We start from the raw sequence: 15311 nt of genomic DNA, 5'->3' as shown, positions 1-15311 counted from the left end.
GGACGAGTTGCCAATCTTTCAAATAATTCTATCTCATTTTCCGGGTTATTATTGCAAGCGCGGAAAGCATTAAGAATTTCAGCAGCCGTGTTGATGTTGTTGTAATCCATAAAATCCTGTTATTCGTAGAAATAAACAAAACGTTCGGATTCAAGAATATACCAATCCGAAATAATTGGTGAAATTGATGTAGGGGAAAACCCCCCGTGGTTGCCCTCTGTATTGGGGTAGGCACGCACCATCCACTACCCCTACCAATTTTTAACCAATCATTTCGGGGTAGGCACGGGGTACTACCCCTACCAATTGTTCACGAATCATTAACGAATAATTCCGATTTGCTTGAGCTTTTCGACCACTCCGATCACTTCATTTGCTGCGATCGCACTAGCCGATATCAGCTTAGCAGCCATTATACCAATCTCTCGCAGTTTTTTGCCAAGCTTTTTACGATGTTTTATATCATCTTTGTTTTGATCGATGGCATCATCTAAACCTTTAACCGGATTCTTTAACGAATTTTTTGTTTGTTCCATCTCTCGATCGGCTTTTTCTCCCTCTTCGAGAGATTTTTCTAAATTGTGCTGTGTAGCCTCCATCTTCTGCTTAACTGCACCAATGTTTTCTTTACAAGTCCCGATATTAGTTTCGCGGGTAGCGATCGCATTTTCCAAATGCTTGATCACCTTACTATCAGCCACCCGATCGAAACCTTTACTTCTGGTAAATGAAAGCAGAGTTTTTTGTACCTTAATCAAGTCTTCTTGATGGTCTTTTTGTTCCTCTCCGAGGGTTTCAACCTGCTTAGCATAGTCTTTAATTTCAGTTTCTAAAGCTTGACGGTCTTGATATTCTGCAACAGACATAGTATCTTCTCCTATGAAAGACTGATTTCAGTGAACATTTGCTGCAACTGATTTAAGGCAATACCCTTGACAAAATCCCGCATTACTAGGCAATCGTGAGCAGTTTCACTCAACTTTTTAGCTTCTAGACCGCTGACAAAATGCTTCTGGGCATTGCTAATTAACCCGATTAAATCTGTAAATTTATCCACGATAATTAGTTGATCGCGGTTCATTGACTCCACAACCTTGAGAGGCGAACAGCCGGCCTGATCCAGGTCAGCTAACAGACTAATATCAAAATTGAGTTCATCATAAACTTTGAGCAAACTTAAGTAGGACTGATTCAGCTTAACGCTTTGGTTTGCCAAGGTTTCGTAACTTAAAACTAAATTCTTAACCGTTAAATCCAAATTTATTGTCCTCCCGCTTGAAAATCTTGCTTTACTTTATCAAATTGCGCTGTCGATATCGCTCGATTTAAAACTTCAATCAGTTTAGAACGCAATTTCTGGTAACTTTGTCCTAGCTTGGTGAGAGTGTCTTTGAGTGCTGGTTCCTCCTGTTTTTCGAGTAGGTCTTGTTCATAAACAATATTATCCCACTTCTTTTGCAGTTTTGCCGCCGCCTCTGGCTGGCCCAAAGCAGTCGCTAAGGCTGTCAATTGCCGCTGGATAGTTTGCAGTTGGCGGGTGAGTTGCAGCCATTGCTGCTTGTATTTGTGGCGTGGAATCCGGCTATTAGTCTCGTTGACAGCTTGGCGGCGTTGCTCGAATAAATCTAGTTTAGCATTGAGGTGCGATCGCAAATCTAACAACTCTCCCAAATTTAAATTAGCAACAGGCAGTAAATCATCTAAACTCAGAAGACTGCTAGGTTTAAACTCCCTCATCAGCGAAAGTTCACTCTCTGGGATAGAATCGATGTCAAGGCGCAATGTCCCCGATAGGGTATAAAAAACTTCAGCAGTTAACTCTTTCAGCAGTTGTTCTAACTCCTCACACTCTTGCTGAACAGGCTGCAATTTATGGCGAATTTCAGCAAAAGTTTTGTGGTATTCTGTAGAAAGGCGATCGCCTTCCTTAATTGCAGTATTCAAAACCGTCATTTGCCCCTGGCGATACCAACTTTTTTTCTGAATCAAAGCTGCAATCTTTTGGCTATCAATCGAAGTTTCCACCCCTAACTTTACCTTAGCACTATTTTCAAAAGGAATCTTTACAGGACGCGGACGATACCAACCTTCCATGTACAAGAAAGACTCACCAGGACTGATACGAGCAATTTCTTCAATTTGCGAGGAATCTAATAGCATAGCCTGTCCGATATCTTTGCGGTCATCAGCAGATACCAGACGGTGAGCAATTTTCACATTAGTATTTTTCACCACTTCCGCCGCTACCCCCGTCGGCAATTGATCGGCGATAATAATTCCTTCTCGCAGCGCCCGCATTTCTGCTAACATCCGAGTGATGTAATTAGCAGCTTCCTGTTTACTATTACCATCTTCGGAGGATGTCGCGCCCTGATTTCGCCCCACAATATTATGAGCTTCTTCCAACAAAATAATGTGTTCTGGAATGCCATTGCCTTCTGTCCGCTGCCGTTTCACATACTCCCTAATTTTTGTTAGCAGAAAGAACGTCATCAAATTAGCCTGATCTTGGTTGAGATAATCCAATTCTAAGATAGTTGGATATTTCAACAAATCATCAATAGTCGGGCTGCTGCGCTGCGTATTTAACATCGCCCCCACCCCTCGACGCAATAAACTACCAATGCGGACTTCCAAGGCTGTTTTTAAATTAGATTTAACCTCACCCGCATAGTCTTTGGTTTCAAATAAAGCCGTAATTTTATCATACAAATCCCGCATGGTAGGGATTTCTAAATTATCCGGTGTTCCTGCTTCACTGCCCGTCCATCCTCTGTCATAATAAATTTCTTCTAAAGCTTCGGAAAGCAAAGCCGGCAAGGGCCCAGACAGCGGCAAAGCACCGCGAAAGCTGGCTTCTAAGTTGCTAATATGTTCGTAGAAAGGCACACCAGTTGAAACTTCAAAGGGATTAAACCGAAACGGCGAAATTAGGTCATTTCCTAGGGTATAAACTCGCAATTCTTGGGTGAGAGTGCGGAGTTTTTGCAGTTGTTCTGGGGGAAAGCAGTTGCTGTTAGGTTGGATGGCTAATAGGGAACGATATTCAGTTTTGGCGGGTTCAAAGACTAGAAATGGTATATCGTAACACCACAATTGCGTCAGTAAATTAAATGCTGTAGTTGTCTTGCCACTACCGGGAACACCGCAGATGAAAGCGTGTTTGTTGAGTTGTTTTAGGGCAATTTGAATGATGTTTTCTGGGCGCGTGGTTTCGTAGCCACCAAAGTCAATGCATGGTTCGTCACCTAAACTTGTGAGATCATTTTCTTGGCTAATTCCCTTAACTGGGGCATCGCTGGGAACGACAATGCGAAATAAGCCGCTAATTTCATTCAGCGTAGCGTAGCGGTGTAAGGGTTTTAAATCAGTGATTTTCACATTACCGGTGCCAGCCACTAAATCATTACCAAAATAGGCGTCTCCTAGTTCTTTATCCCATTTTTTCCAATAGGTAAAAGTTGAAATTCTCCCCTGTTGCGTAGCTGCAAGACTAGCGGGAAAAGCGGAAGAGTTTTGAGTGAGTACAAGAGTGCGATAACGACTTTTTTTAGTACCACTCAGCAGCAGTGTTCCTAGGATACTGCGGACAGCTAGTTCATCGGTTCCCAGAACTTTTATGCTGTAGCGATAGAGGCTTTCTGTTAAGTAAGTCGATTGATATTTATCGTAGATACGAGAAACTAATTGAGCATTTCTGTCTTCATTTTTGGACAAACCGAAGGTGGAACCGCTGTTAGATTTCCTTAATGTGGATAGCATTTGGTCAAGGGCGTTAATCCAGCTAGATTTTTCTTGCAGAGATGTGGTGTCAGGTTCCAGGGTAATTTCTAGCAGGAGAGGGCTATTGAAACTGGCAATAGTCTCACAAACAACCAACATATCATTAGTTTCATCTGCTTCAAATTGCAGCGGGACATAGTAAGCATCTTTCAAAACCTTTTTTTTGTTGCTTCCACTACCAGCTTCGGTGGTGTAATTAGTATTTGTGCAAACTATTTCCTCATATTTGATTGTTTCACCGATGAATTTTACCCAGTTCAAATTTTGAATTTTATCCACTTCCGCTTTTGGCACTAACTGTATTTGATAAAATTCCTTAAGAAATCCTTGGGTGACAATCTTTTCAATATCTGTGACGACGCGGGTATCGGATGAATGTGTTCCCGGTTGACTGACTGCCAGATATATGCGTAAACGCTTGTCAAAAGGCAAACTGGGTGCATAGCGATAGCGCAGGGAGAAGGTGAGGTTATAAATTATACTCAAGTCGCTGAGTAATAGCAGGAAGTCTTTCTGTCTACTCAGCACTTTTTGTCTGGTTCCTTGACCGTAAAGGGAGAGGTATTTTTGAGATTTTAGGTCTGGGAGGTGAGGGATTTTGAAGATTAATGGGAACATATTGTGCCACTAAAAGGACTATTTAATCAAGGGGCGTAACAGTTGACTAACTTCATCTTGTTTTTCGTATAAATGCCTAATTTCTGAGTCTAGAATTTCATGTTTAACATGAGCATTTATCACGGTCTTCTCTAAAAGTCTAGTTTGAGTAGAGAACAAATATCCGGTCAACATAATAGAAACAATAAACCATGCGAACGCAAAAATTCCAAAAATCAATCCTGGCCCTGCTGCTGCTAGTAGGAGGTGGACTACAGGGGTAAACATACAGTACCAAACAATACATTTTAAGAAAGATTTTAAGACGGAACTATTCTCTTGTTCATACCGTAAATTTTGTAAGTCTTTGGACAACTTAGACTCTTCTAATTTAGCAGACGAACGTTGAGTTTCCAGAGGGCTAATTTGCGATCGCCAGTAAGAATTCCATTCCTTGTCCATTTTCCGTAATTGATCTATCAAACACCGATCATACTGCGAAAATAATTGATGATAATCAGTCTCGTTGCTTTCAAAAGTCAAGTTTGGTAAAGAGGCTAAGCTGGGATTCGCAAAAAATCTATTATACCATTCGGTATTGAATGAACGAACTTGGTTGAAGACAGCTTCTATTTGATTTTTGAGTGCGATGGATTTCTGCTTGCGTTCTTCAAATCTTTGTTTCCTTTCTGCCAATTTCTGCTGGTTTTGCTGTTCTAATTTTTGTCGCTTGTCTAAATCATTTAAAGCTTGCTTCCACCATTCTCGACAATCTTGCTTGACTTTTTTTCTAGTCAAATTGTTTGCTAAAAAATCAAATTTTTGTGCTATCAAATCTAGTTGATTGTAAGACAAAGAATCGAATTCATAACATTGGATTAATTCCTGAAGACCTGAACTATCCTTTTTTCCTGATGTAACCCATTGCAATTTATACCAGTCTTGAGAAAATATAAATACAGCAATTGCTAGGGTAGGTTGGGATTGTTTTAGTTGTTCAATAAAAGTAGTCCCAAATTGGGAGATGATTTGGGCTGCTGATTTTCTAGTTGACAAATTGTTACTCTGAAGACAATGTAATTGGTTCTCAATTAAAATATTTAATTCATCAGGATTTACTTTACTCTCTAACTTTTGCTTTGCCATGTTTTGAGCGCTGCCCTCAAATACTTCATTTTCGTCAATAGCAGAAGCTTTATCTCCCATAGACTCGGCTCGTTGCAGTGCAGCGTTAACATTTTTGATGGCTCTTAAACCAAGAAAACTCATAACTACCTGACAGGTTCGATCTATTGGTGAGCCTTCTGCATATTTACAATTTGAAGAAATTGATTTGAGTCGCTCTAATCCTCCATAAATCCAAAAAATTACAAACTCATCATAATAATCATCGCTATTCACAAGATTCGAGTCGGAAAACCTTCTGATTTTAGACTGCACTATCTTCTCAGCAATCTTCCGAGGTTCCTCACTCAGATGTTGCGAAACTGTAATAAAATCAAACCCCACAGTTTCAATAGTCGTCGCCGCCGCCCATCGAATCAAATCTGTTGCGCCCGACTGAGCCTGCTGACTCAGTACGCTCAGTAACTCACTACTTTCTTTCAGCCGTGCTTTAATGTCACCATCCGTAATCTTGCCAAATGCTAGAATCGTCAGCGCCACAATCTCTTCTAACTTAACCCCTTCTAATATCTGGAGAAAAGCATCAATAGGTGGATCGGAGCGAGTTGCCAAACATTCAAATAACTCAATCTTCTCGCCCGGATTGTTGCAAGCACGGAAGGCTTCTATGATTTCAGCAGGGGTGTTTAGGTTTATGCAGTTCATAACTAATTTAACTCAGAGCTAAAATTTACTGAATCTGATTGAGAAAGCGGGTTTTTTCACGCAATCTAGGCGGGAGCATCTCAGTTTTACACATACAGGTTGGAGTACACCTCAGAAACCCGGAAGGGCGGGCATGGGGGTACTGCCTCTACGTAAAAAGGGCGATCGCCCAAAATTAAATCTTGACTAAAAATTTAGCATATTCCTCAGTCGATCGCCATAGAATTATGATTTAATTTTCACTACATACTTGTATGGACACTGCCGTGACATATCCCTACAGTTATGATATAATCACAATCCCTACAAATTGTTAACAATTTACACAAAAATGCCAGATTGAGATAAGATTGTCATAGGAAAATCGCACAATCATAACCCGATTAAATCCTAGCAAAATCAGCCATGTCTGAGCAGATAATTCTTGACCCCAGTCAATACCCCGATACGACACAACTCGTACAAGAAGACGATACTCCCTTGGATAGTTTCATTAACGAAAAACAACAGCGACTGCTTACGGAAGTTCTCTCTGGATATGAGTTAAATGATGGTATTCCTTTCATTGTCGCAGCCAATGTGGGTATCTTCCGTACAGTTCGGCATCCGGCGATTGTTCCTGATATATTCCTCAGTTTAAATGTGACTGTTGCGGATAGTTGGGATCGGCGAGATGTTCGTTCCTATTTACTCTGGGAATTTGGCAAGCCTCCAGAAATTGCGATCGAAATTGTTTCTCCGACTCCGGGGAATGAATTGGGTAGCAAATTTACTGATTATGCCCTGATGGGTGTAATGTATTATGTTGTTTACGATCCTCTGGGTGAATTGAGCGATCGCCCTTTACAGATTTTTCAATTACAAGGGGGGCGTTATGTGCCGAAAACCGATACTTGGTTCCCCTTAGTTGATTTAGGTTTAACCCTCTGGCCTGGTGTCTTTGAAAGTGTCAATGATACTTGGTTAAGATGGTGCGATGCTGAGGGGAATGTTATTCCTACTGTGGAGGAATTAGCCGCCAGACTCTCTCAAACTCAGTCACAGTTAACTGAATCTCAATTACAGTTAACTGCATCTCAAAATCAGACGAAACAAGCTTTATTGCAAGGGATTCAGTTAGGTTTACAGCTTAAGTTTGGAAGTTCCGGGTTAGAGATTTTGGAAGAAATTTCTGCCATTGACGATCTGAATTTGCTGCAAACTATAACTTCTAGCTTGTTAACAGTTGAGGGTTTACAAGACTTACGACAAATTTATTTGTCATAACTTACCCAAAACATCTCGTGAAAGATCCTGATTCACGACTTATGCAGTAAACCTTAAGAAACTGGGTTTTTATACCGGAAACGATCGCCTATAACGATACTTTTTCCTAGAAAAACTCGGTTTCTGCGTGATTGGGTTGAAAACTGCGAAAGGTCGATTCACGGGATAGCTACGCCGCGCGTACTATTGAGGATTCCCGCGAACTTCTTCTAAAAACCAGTTACCTACTTCTGTATTGTCCGTCTGGCGACTGCGACGCAAACCTTCCTCTAACAAAGTAACTTTTAACCCTGGCAAAATTTGAGATTCTGTCAGACGTTCGCTTCCCCGGTTAGCAATTATTTTAAAAGCAATAACTTGCGCTTTTTGTACGTCTACTACCCAATATTCAGACACTCCTAATTCTTCATAAATCATTCTTTTTGTACCCAAATCGTCAATGAGAGAAGTGTCGGCAATTTTGATCGCCAAATCTGGGGCCGCTGCGCTATCCAAATTCACTACAGAACTACCGCGAGGCGCCGTTTGCACCCTCTCTCCGATGTAGTAACAAGCATCGGGTTGAGCACCTCTGACACCCGTTTTGGCGTAGCTACAATTGACCAGCAGTCTCATTTTGATACCTTTGGCAATGCCAAATAAATTGATTAAGATGACGATAATTCCGTTGTCATCAGCATGATCTGGCCCGACTGCTGCCATTTCAATCCTCAACTGTCCGTTATAGTAATAGCATTTTGCGCGATCGTACTCCGGCTGTTTAATGATTTCTATATATTCATCCCAAGTCGCTGTCACCCAGGTATCCGTTAGCAGTTGGGTTTGGAGTTGACTCATAATTACATCACCGAAAAAAATCTTTGACTTTTGAGGAAAGATTTCTGAGTAGGGGCGATCGCATTTTAGCTTGATTCTTTAGTCCGCGGAGGCGGACATCGTTTGTATAGACGCGGTTTCAACCGCCGATCGCACTTTAATCATTCAACAGCAGTAAGGTGCACCGCAGCACACCCTACAAACCATTAACCTAGGACTCTTCTGCTGCTTCCTCAGATAGCGCTTCTTCGATCGACTCTTCACCCGAAGCCGGCACCAAAGCCACAGCTACGATCGAATCATCCTCATCCAAGCGCTGCACCCGCACGCCCGTTGCAGTCCGGGATTGCGTGGAAATTGCACTCACAGCTTGACGGATAATAATACCTCGGTTGGTAATAATCATCAATTCGTCATCTTCGTTGACAATTCGCAGCGCAGCTACCTGATCCTTGCCCTTTTTCGACTTGAATTTGGTAGCAGTTAATCCCTTGCCTGCCCGTCTTTGTAGGCGGAATTGAGAAACAGGAACTCGCTTACCGTAGCCGTTAGTTGTGATTACCAACACCGAAGGAACTTCGCTATTAACTGTGGGAATTTCTTCGGCATCTTCGCCTTCAATTTCCTCAGCTTCCAGTTCTAATTCTTCGTCTTCCAATTCCACATCGCCCGTTTCCAATTCAGCAATTTCTACTCCTTCAAATTCCGAGTCGCCCGTTTCTAACGGAGCAATATCTGTTCCTTCCAATTCTGAATCTTCTGTGTCAGCAATTTCGGCAACAATGGAACTTGGCAAGATGTCCATGCTGATCAACTCATCGCCCGATCGCAATTTCATTGATTTCACACCCCGAGTCGCCCGGCCAACCGGACGCAACTGCTCGTGATTGGTGCGGAAGTGAATCGCCATACCTTGGCGCGTACCGATGATGATGCTGTCACCAACTTTTGCTCTCCGCACCCAGCGCAATTGGTCGCCTTCTTCTAGAGAAATCGCGATTAACCCATTAGTGCGGATGTTCGCAAAAGCTGAAAGTGAAGTTTTCTTGATGTAGCCGCCGCGAGTTAGCATCACCAAGTATTCTTCGCTGGTGAATTCTGTAACTGACACCATAGAAGTGATTTTTTCTTCTATAGGAATCGGCAACAGTTGCACCACGGGAGTGCCGCGCGCCGTCCGGGAACAGACGGGAATTTGATAAGCTTTGAGAGAGTAAACTACGCCTCTGTCGCTAAAGAACAAAACGCTGTCGTGATCGCAACAGGAAAGGAAATGTTCTACTCCGTCATCTTCCTTCATTTTCGCGCCTGCTTTGCCACGAGTAGCGCGACTTTGGGCCTCGAAAGTGCTGACAGGCATCCGCTTGATGTAGCCTTGCTCTGTGATCAGAATAATTGCTTGTTCGTTGGCAATTAAATCTCTTTCATCGATTTCTCCTTCGGCGTGTTCGATGACGCTGCGTCTGGGAGTGGCGATTTTAGTTTGAATTTCGACTGCTTCAACTTCAGCGATTTCTAAGATCCGTTCCCGGCGCGCCAAGATATCTTCCAAATCGGTGATTTTTATTCGCAGTTCTTCGTGTTCTTGCTGAATTTTTTGTGCTTCCAATGCTGTCAAACGCCGAAGCTGCATTTGCAGAATTGCGTCGGATTGTTGTTCGGAAAGACCGTAATTCTCGATCAATTCTTGTTTGGCAGCGGCGGAGTCGGCAGCGGCACGAATTAGGTGAATAATGGCATCTAAATTGTCTAGGGCAATTAATAAGCCTTGCAGGAGATGGTCGCGTTCTTCTGCTTTGCGGAGTTCGTATTGAGTCCGGCGAGTAATTGTCTCAATGCGGAAGTCTAGGAAGACATTGAGGAATTGTGAGAGCGTCAGTAGTTGGGGTTCCCCGTTTACTAGCGCTAACATATTGGCTCCAAAATTTGATTGGAGCGGTGTTTGTTTGTAGAGGTTGTTGAGGACGACGCGGGGATAGGCGTCGCGTTTGAGTTCGATCACGATCCGCATTCCGTCTCTATCGCTTTCGTCGCGAATGTCGGAAATCCCATCTAATCTTTTGTCGTTTACCAGTTCGGCAATTTTCTCAATTAACGCTGCCTTGTTTGTTTGGTAAGGCAATTCGGTGATAATAATTGCTTCTTTGTCGGGGCGGCCGGCGTGTTCGATGGTTTCAATGCCGGCGACTCCGCGCATTGTAATCGAGCCGCGCCCGGTGGTGTAAGCATCGCGAATGCCGCCTCTGCCGAGAATTTGCCCGCCGGTGGGAAAGTCCGGGCCGGGAATGTACTGCATCAATTCCAGGTCAGTAAGGCCTGGATTGTGGATTAGCGCTACCAAACCGTCAATTATTTCGCCCAAGTTGTGCGGCGGAATGTTGGTGGCCATCCCTACGGCGATCCCGGAGGAACCGTTGAGCAAAATTTGGGGGATGCGTGCGGGGAGTACGAGGGGTTCTTGTTGGGAACCGTCGAAGTTGTCGCCGAAATCAACTGTTTCGCAGTCGATGTCGCGCAGCATGGAGTCGCTCGTCAGGGCTGTGAGGCGACATTCGGTGTACCGCATGGCAGCGGGCGGGTCGTTGTCAACGGAGCCGAAGTTGCCGTGGCCGTTGATCAGGCGTTCGCGCATGGAGAAATCTTGAGCCATCCGCACCAGGGCGTCGTAAACTGCTGTATCTCCGTGCGGGTGATACTTGCCCAGCACCTCCCCGACGACGCGGGCGCATTTGCGGAATGGTCGATCGGGAGTCAAGCCCAATTCGTTCATGGCGTAGAGAATGCGTCGGTGAACGGGCTTGAGACCGTCCCTAGCATCTGGTAGCGCCCGACCGACTATGACGCTCATGGCGTATTCCAAGTACGATCGGGACATCTCACCACCCAGATCCGTCGGGATTATCCGCGACTCAGAGATACTCATAGGTTGAAAAACTCCGCTAAAACTTTAAATTTGACCGCTATAAATCCAAAAAATGCGATAAAATCGATCTGGATTCAGTTGAGCTGCCAAATATTGCAAATTACTCCTAAAATTATATCACAATTTGCCCTTAACTTTATGGGAAAGTTGCCAGAAAAATTAAGGGACGAAACAAGGGAAATTCGTAAGTTGGCAGTTGGTGATTTAGTCATCAATTGGCAAAAGCTAGAAAGGTTTTTTTAGGCGGTCGGGTTTCATGCTTTGGTGAGTTTTTTTGAGGGCGATATAAAAAATTAAAATGGTGGCCCGATCGCAATTTTAATTTCACAAAACCGAAGGCCTTCTTAAAGCAAACTAAAAATCTAAAATCTAAAATCTCAACTCTAAAATCAGCCGATGCTACCCGTCATCTACTCCCCCGATTTTTTGCTGCACAAGACTGGAATGCTTCACCCAGAGCGACCAGAACGTTTGACGGCGATCGTCAAGGCTCTGAAAGCTGCTCCCTGGGCCGATCGCATTGAGTGGCAACTCCCCACCCCAGTGGCGCAGCGCGAACCAGAACTGCTCTCGGCGATCAAAAAAGTTCACGCGCCAAGATACATCAAAGAAGTCGAACATTTGGCTCATCGTGGAGGTGGCTACCTCGACGGTGACACGCCGATTTCTGCTGAAAGTTACGACGTAGCGCTGCTGGCGGCGAGTGCTTGGCTCGATGGGGTCGATCGAGTTTTAGCAACCAACGAACCGGCTTTTACGATCGCCAGACCGCCGGGACACCACGCCGAAAACAGCCGTGCGATGGGATTTTGCTTGTTTTCCAACGCTGCGATCGCAGCTCGCTATGCCTTGGAACAGCCGGGAATCAACCGCGTCGCCATCCTAGACTGGGACGTGCACCACGGCAACGGCACTCAATCTTTGGTGGAAAACAGCAGGCAAATCGCCTACTGTTCCCTGCACCAATCTCCCTGCTATCCAGGAACCGGAGATGCTGACGAGCAAGGTGCTTACAACAATGTGCTGAATATTCCCCTGTATCCGGGTGGCGGCATAGCTGAATACCTGAGCGCCTTTGAATCTCTTGTCGTACCGTTTTTGTCAAATTTTGAACCAGATTTGTTGATTGTCAGCGCCGGTTACGACGCAATAGCCTCGGATCCGCTGGCCAGCATGAATCTGGCGCCGTCAGATTTCGGTACTTTCACGGGATATTGCCTACAAATCACTCGCCGCATAGCCTTCGGTTTGGAGGGCGGTTACGCGCTGCAAGAGTTGGCCGAGTCGGTTGTAGCGACTATTGACCGGTGCCTCAATTAGCTGCAAAATTGGCAGACGGGATTAGGAGGTTGAGAAGGGATTAGGAGGGGATTGACAGCAATGGCGGGCGATCGTCCAAGCTCAGATTTGTCGATCGCCCGATCGGCCTTCTCTCCTCGAACCTCTCCCCTCTGCCTTCTGCCCTCGATCAACTGTCAACTGTCAACTGTCAACTGTCAACTGTCAACATCTGTGACAAGCATCACGAATTTAAAAGATCCGAGTCACTGAGCGTCTAAGTCTCAGTCACAAATTTTTAGCCTAAAAATCACACCGTGTCAATGTTTTCGATCGCAGGAATCGGCGATCGGACAGAGCATAATAGGACTACGATCAGCCTGTAATATTTTAATATCTCTCAATCAACTAGGAGGTTTATCATGTCCGTTTCCCAAATGACACTCGAAGAATTATTTGGTCAGGTCATGTTCTCTAGTGTCGTGACTCGCCACGACCGGAGACAGCTAAGATCCGCACTCTTAGAAAGAACCCTGAATGAAGATGAGTATGCCATCATCAACCGACTGCTGTACAATGTGCGTCGCGGTTGGGTGAAAATTGTCGATTAAAGACCCAGCACCCAACCCCCGAGCGAGAAAGAAGTTCATAGCCTTTTCAATTTTCGCTTAAAGAATTGGTAATGACTGATGATTATCGGGGTATAGAACATGGGCCTACAGTTACATTCTTTTGCAAACTGGATAAAATTAGAACTTGCCACTTAGGGAAGTTTTCCGTGTTTTTAAGCGACAGTTTAATGTTTGGAGAGCGGTGTTAATGATTCTAATTGCGATCGACATCCGCCTAGAAGTAGAGATATTTATAAAATAACAGGTTTCGGGTGCATCTCTACTTGTTTAAAAAATGTGAGTTTTGAGTTGCTAACTTCCAAGTTAGAATTAACTCAAAACTCATACTTGTTTGGAGGTAACAGAAGAAGGAAGAAGGAAGAAGGAAGAAGGAAGAAGGAAGAAAGAAGAGGGTAGAAGGTAGAAGGAAGAAGGAAGAAGGAAGAAGGAAGAAGGAAGAAAGAAGAGGGTAGAAGGTAGAAGGAAGAAGGAAGAAGGAAGAAAGAAGAGGGTAGAAGGTAGAAGCAATCGAACGTAAGGTTTTCAGTCATTAAGAATATCTGAACCGTCGAGCGCGGTTGCTAGAAAATTTTATATTTGAGATTAGGAAAGAGTGAGGGCGATCGGGATTAGGAAGTGCCATCAAGTGCAAAAATTTTAAACCGTTATCAAAAATCAAAACAATCAGCAGTTTCGGGTTGAGTCGGAATGTGCGATCGCCACAAGCACAGGAAGTCGGAACGTGCGATCGCCCATTCCGGCAAATTAAGCCCAGAAGTGTCAAAATATTAACAACCAGTTCATCCTTAAAATATATGGCTCCCGCCGTTTTAATTGAAAATCTTCAGAAACGCTACGGCACTGTAGAAGCCGTTAAAGATGTTTCCTTCAAGGTAGAACCGGGGGAAATATTTGGTTTGCTAGGCCCCAACGGTGCAGGCAAAACCACAACCCTGCGGGTACTATGTACCTTGAGTGCCCCTGATAGCGGACGTATTGAAGTGTCAGGCATTTCAGCAGTCAGCCAGCCGAGAATGGCCAGACAGAAACTCGGCTACGTCGCCCAAGAAGTCGCTCTCGATAAGGTGTTGACAGGGCGCGAACTCCTGCAATTGCAAGCGGCGCTTTACCATTTGCCGCGCAAGACTATTAAAGGGCGGATTGACGAAATGGTGAAACTCCTCGGTTTGGAGGAATGGGAAAATAAAAAAACGGGTACCTATTCCGGCGGTATTCGCAAGCGCCTCGACTTAGCTGCTGGATTGCTTCACCAGCCGGATGTTTTGGTGTTAGACGAACCGACTGTCGGGCTAGATATTGAGAGTCGGGTGGTAGTGTGGGATTTCCTGCGCCGCTTGCGGGAGGAAGGTACGACGGTGTTGATTACCAGCCATTATCTCGAAGAAGTCGATGCTTTAGCCGATCGCGTGGCGATTATTGACAAGGGTACGGTGATTGCACAGGGGACGCCGGAGGAGTTGAAAAATCGCGTTGGGGGCGATCGGGTGACTTTGCGGATTCGGGAGTTTTCGCCACTGGAAGAAGCCGAAAAAGCCCAAGCTTTAATGGAATCTCTGCCTTTCGTCCAAGAAGTAATTATCAACAGCGCCCAAGGAAATTCTCTAAATTTGGTAGTAACACCGCACAGCGACGCGCTGGTGACAATTCAGCAAGCCTTGAAAGATGCGGGACTTCCTACTTTTGGGATTGCTCAATCTCGTCCGAGTTTGGATGATGTGTATTTGGCGGCGACTGGTAAAACGCTGTTGGATGCGGAGTTGGCTGCTGCTAGCAATCGGGATTTGAAGGCTGAACAAAAACAGGCAATGCGATCGTAGTTTAGTTTAGGTGGTTATTATGGGTGCGGGGTCAGAAACCCGGTTTCTCAGGAAAATCTGGTTGGGTGACGAGAAATCTGTAAAGAAACCGGGTTTCTTTGGCCTTAGTCCTATTTAAGATGATTCGACGGTTGAATACGATAGTAATTTTGGGAGATATTAATAGATGAATCTTGTTTTAGAAGTTGAAGCACCTCCTTTCCGAGAAGATGCAACAGGTGCTATTCGGGTGGGAAACTCAAGAGTTTTGCTGGAATTGGTGATTCGAGCTTTTCAAGATGGTGCATCGCCGGAATCCATTGTGCAGCGTTATTCTACTGTGTCATTGTCTGATGTCTATAGTGCGATCGGCTATTATCTCCGACACCA

At 44.5% G+C, this 15311-nt stretch carries 12 protein-coding genes; 5 read left to right on the top strand and 7 right to left on the bottom strand.

Annotation, left to right across the window (positions count from 1 at the left end; translation table 11 throughout):
• Positions 1 to 320 precede the first annotated feature (320 nt).
• The 4 genes from JGK20_RS21375 to JGK20_RS21360 are packed head-to-tail and all read right to left on the bottom strand — an operon-like array spanning position 321 to position 6210.
• Complete coding sequence (locus JGK20_RS21375; protein WP_293232057.1) at positions 321 to 866, bottom strand: hypothetical protein; 546 nt, start codon at positions 864 to 866, stop codon at positions 321 to 323.
• A gap of 11 nt (positions 867 to 877) precedes the next feature.
• Positions 878 to 1258: a hypothetical protein gene (locus JGK20_RS21370; RefSeq protein ID WP_293232055.1), complete on the bottom strand. Its 381-nt coding sequence runs from the start codon at positions 1256 to 1258 to the stop codon at positions 878 to 880.
• Between the two features lie 2 nt (positions 1259 to 1260).
• Positions 1261 to 4401, bottom strand: a complete 3141-nt coding sequence (locus JGK20_RS21365) for a hypothetical protein (RefSeq protein ID WP_293232053.1) — start codon at positions 4399 to 4401, stop codon at positions 1261 to 1263.
• An 18-nt stretch (positions 4402 to 4419) separates the two neighbouring features.
• Entirely contained in the window at positions 4420 to 6210 is a 1791-nt protein-coding gene (locus tag JGK20_RS21360; protein WP_293232051.1) for a hypothetical protein, read from the bottom strand.
• A gap of 405 nt (positions 6211 to 6615) precedes the next feature.
• On the opposite strand from JGK20_RS21360, the gene JGK20_RS21355 reads away from it, so the two are divergent.
• Complete coding sequence (locus tag JGK20_RS21355; RefSeq protein ID WP_293232049.1) at positions 6616 to 7476, top strand: Uma2 family endonuclease; 861 nt, start codon at positions 6616 to 6618, stop codon at positions 7474 to 7476.
• A 183-nt stretch (positions 7477 to 7659) separates the two neighbouring features.
• Here JGK20_RS21355 and JGK20_RS21350 read toward each other — a convergent pair whose 3' ends face one another.
• Together JGK20_RS21350 and gyrA are read right to left on the bottom strand one after the other, a co-directional pair.
• Positions 7660 to 8313 (bottom strand): Uma2 family endonuclease, encoded by a 654-nt coding sequence (locus JGK20_RS21350; RefSeq protein WP_293232047.1) that lies wholly within the window; start codon positions 8311 to 8313, stop codon positions 7660 to 7662.
• 190 nt (positions 8314 to 8503) lie between these two features.
• Positions 8504 to 11215: a DNA gyrase subunit A gene (gene gyrA, locus JGK20_RS21345; RefSeq protein WP_293232045.1), complete on the bottom strand. Its 2712-nt coding sequence runs from the start codon at positions 11213 to 11215 to the stop codon at positions 8504 to 8506.
• 396 nt (positions 11216 to 11611) lie between these two features.
• On the opposite strand from gyrA, the gene JGK20_RS21340 reads away from it, so the two are divergent.
• Entirely contained in the window at positions 11612 to 12535 is a 924-nt protein-coding gene (locus JGK20_RS21340) for a histone deacetylase (protein WP_293232043.1), read from the top strand.
• A 380-nt stretch (positions 12536 to 12915) separates the two neighbouring features.
• Entirely contained in the window at positions 12916 to 13104 is a 189-nt protein-coding gene (locus JGK20_RS21335; protein ID WP_015175516.1) for a hypothetical protein, read from the top strand.
• 550 nt (positions 13105 to 13654) lie between these two features.
• On the opposite strand, the gene JGK20_RS21330 is transcribed toward JGK20_RS21335, so the two are convergent.
• Positions 13655 to 13888: a hypothetical protein gene (locus JGK20_RS21330; protein WP_293206596.1), complete on the bottom strand. Its 234-nt coding sequence runs from the start codon at positions 13886 to 13888 to the stop codon at positions 13655 to 13657.
• Between the two features lie 31 nt (positions 13889 to 13919).
• Here JGK20_RS21330 and JGK20_RS21325 point away from each other — a divergent pair, with 31 nt between their 5' ends.
• Both JGK20_RS21325 and JGK20_RS21320 read left to right on the top strand, forming a co-directional pair.
• Positions 13920 to 14942, top strand: a complete 1023-nt coding sequence (locus JGK20_RS21325) for an ATP-binding cassette domain-containing protein (protein ID WP_293193188.1) — start codon at positions 13920 to 13922, stop codon at positions 14940 to 14942.
• A gap of 166 nt (positions 14943 to 15108) precedes the next feature.
• A partial coding sequence (locus tag JGK20_RS21320) for a DUF433 domain-containing protein (RefSeq protein ID WP_293232041.1) occupies positions 15109 to 15311 on the top strand: 203 nt, incomplete at its 3' end.

Source organism: Microcoleus sp. PH2017_05_CCC_O_A (genome assembly GCF_020738785.1).
Classification (GTDB): domain Bacteria; phylum Cyanobacteriota; class Cyanobacteriia; order Cyanobacteriales; family Microcoleaceae; genus Microcoleus.
This window is presented reverse-complemented; position numbering and strand designations above follow the sequence as displayed.

Bases quoted from the DNA above. Each gene is read 5' to 3' on its own strand.
- JGK20_RS21375 (WP_293232057.1), bottom strand. From the start codon at position 866: ATGTCTGTTGCAGAATATCAAGACCGTCAAGCTTTAGAAACTGAAATT.
- gyrA (WP_293232045.1), bottom strand. From the start codon at position 11,215: ATGAGTATCTCTGAGTCGCGGATAATCCCGACGGATCTGGGTGGTGAG.
- JGK20_RS21365 (WP_293232053.1), bottom strand. From the start codon at position 4,401: ATGTTCCCATTAATCTTCAAAATCCCTCACCTCCCAGACCTAAAATCT.
- JGK20_RS21350 (WP_293232047.1), bottom strand. From the start codon at position 8,313: ATGAGTCAACTCCAAACCCAACTGCTAACGGATACCTGGGTGACAGCG.
- JGK20_RS21340 (WP_293232043.1), top strand. From the start codon at position 11,612: ATGCTACCCGTCATCTACTCCCCCGATTTTTTGCTGCACAAGACTGGA.
- JGK20_RS21335 (WP_015175516.1), top strand. From the start codon at position 12,916: ATGTCCGTTTCCCAAATGACACTCGAAGAATTATTTGGTCAGGTCATG.
- JGK20_RS21325 (WP_293193188.1), top strand. From the start codon at position 13,920: ATGGCTCCCGCCGTTTTAATTGAAAATCTTCAGAAACGCTACGGCACT.
- JGK20_RS21360 (WP_293232051.1), bottom strand. From the start codon at position 6,210: ATGAACTGCATAAACCTAAACACCCCTGCTGAAATCATAGAAGCCTTC.
- JGK20_RS21355 (WP_293232049.1), top strand. From the start codon at position 6,616: ATGTCTGAGCAGATAATTCTTGACCCCAGTCAATACCCCGATACGACA.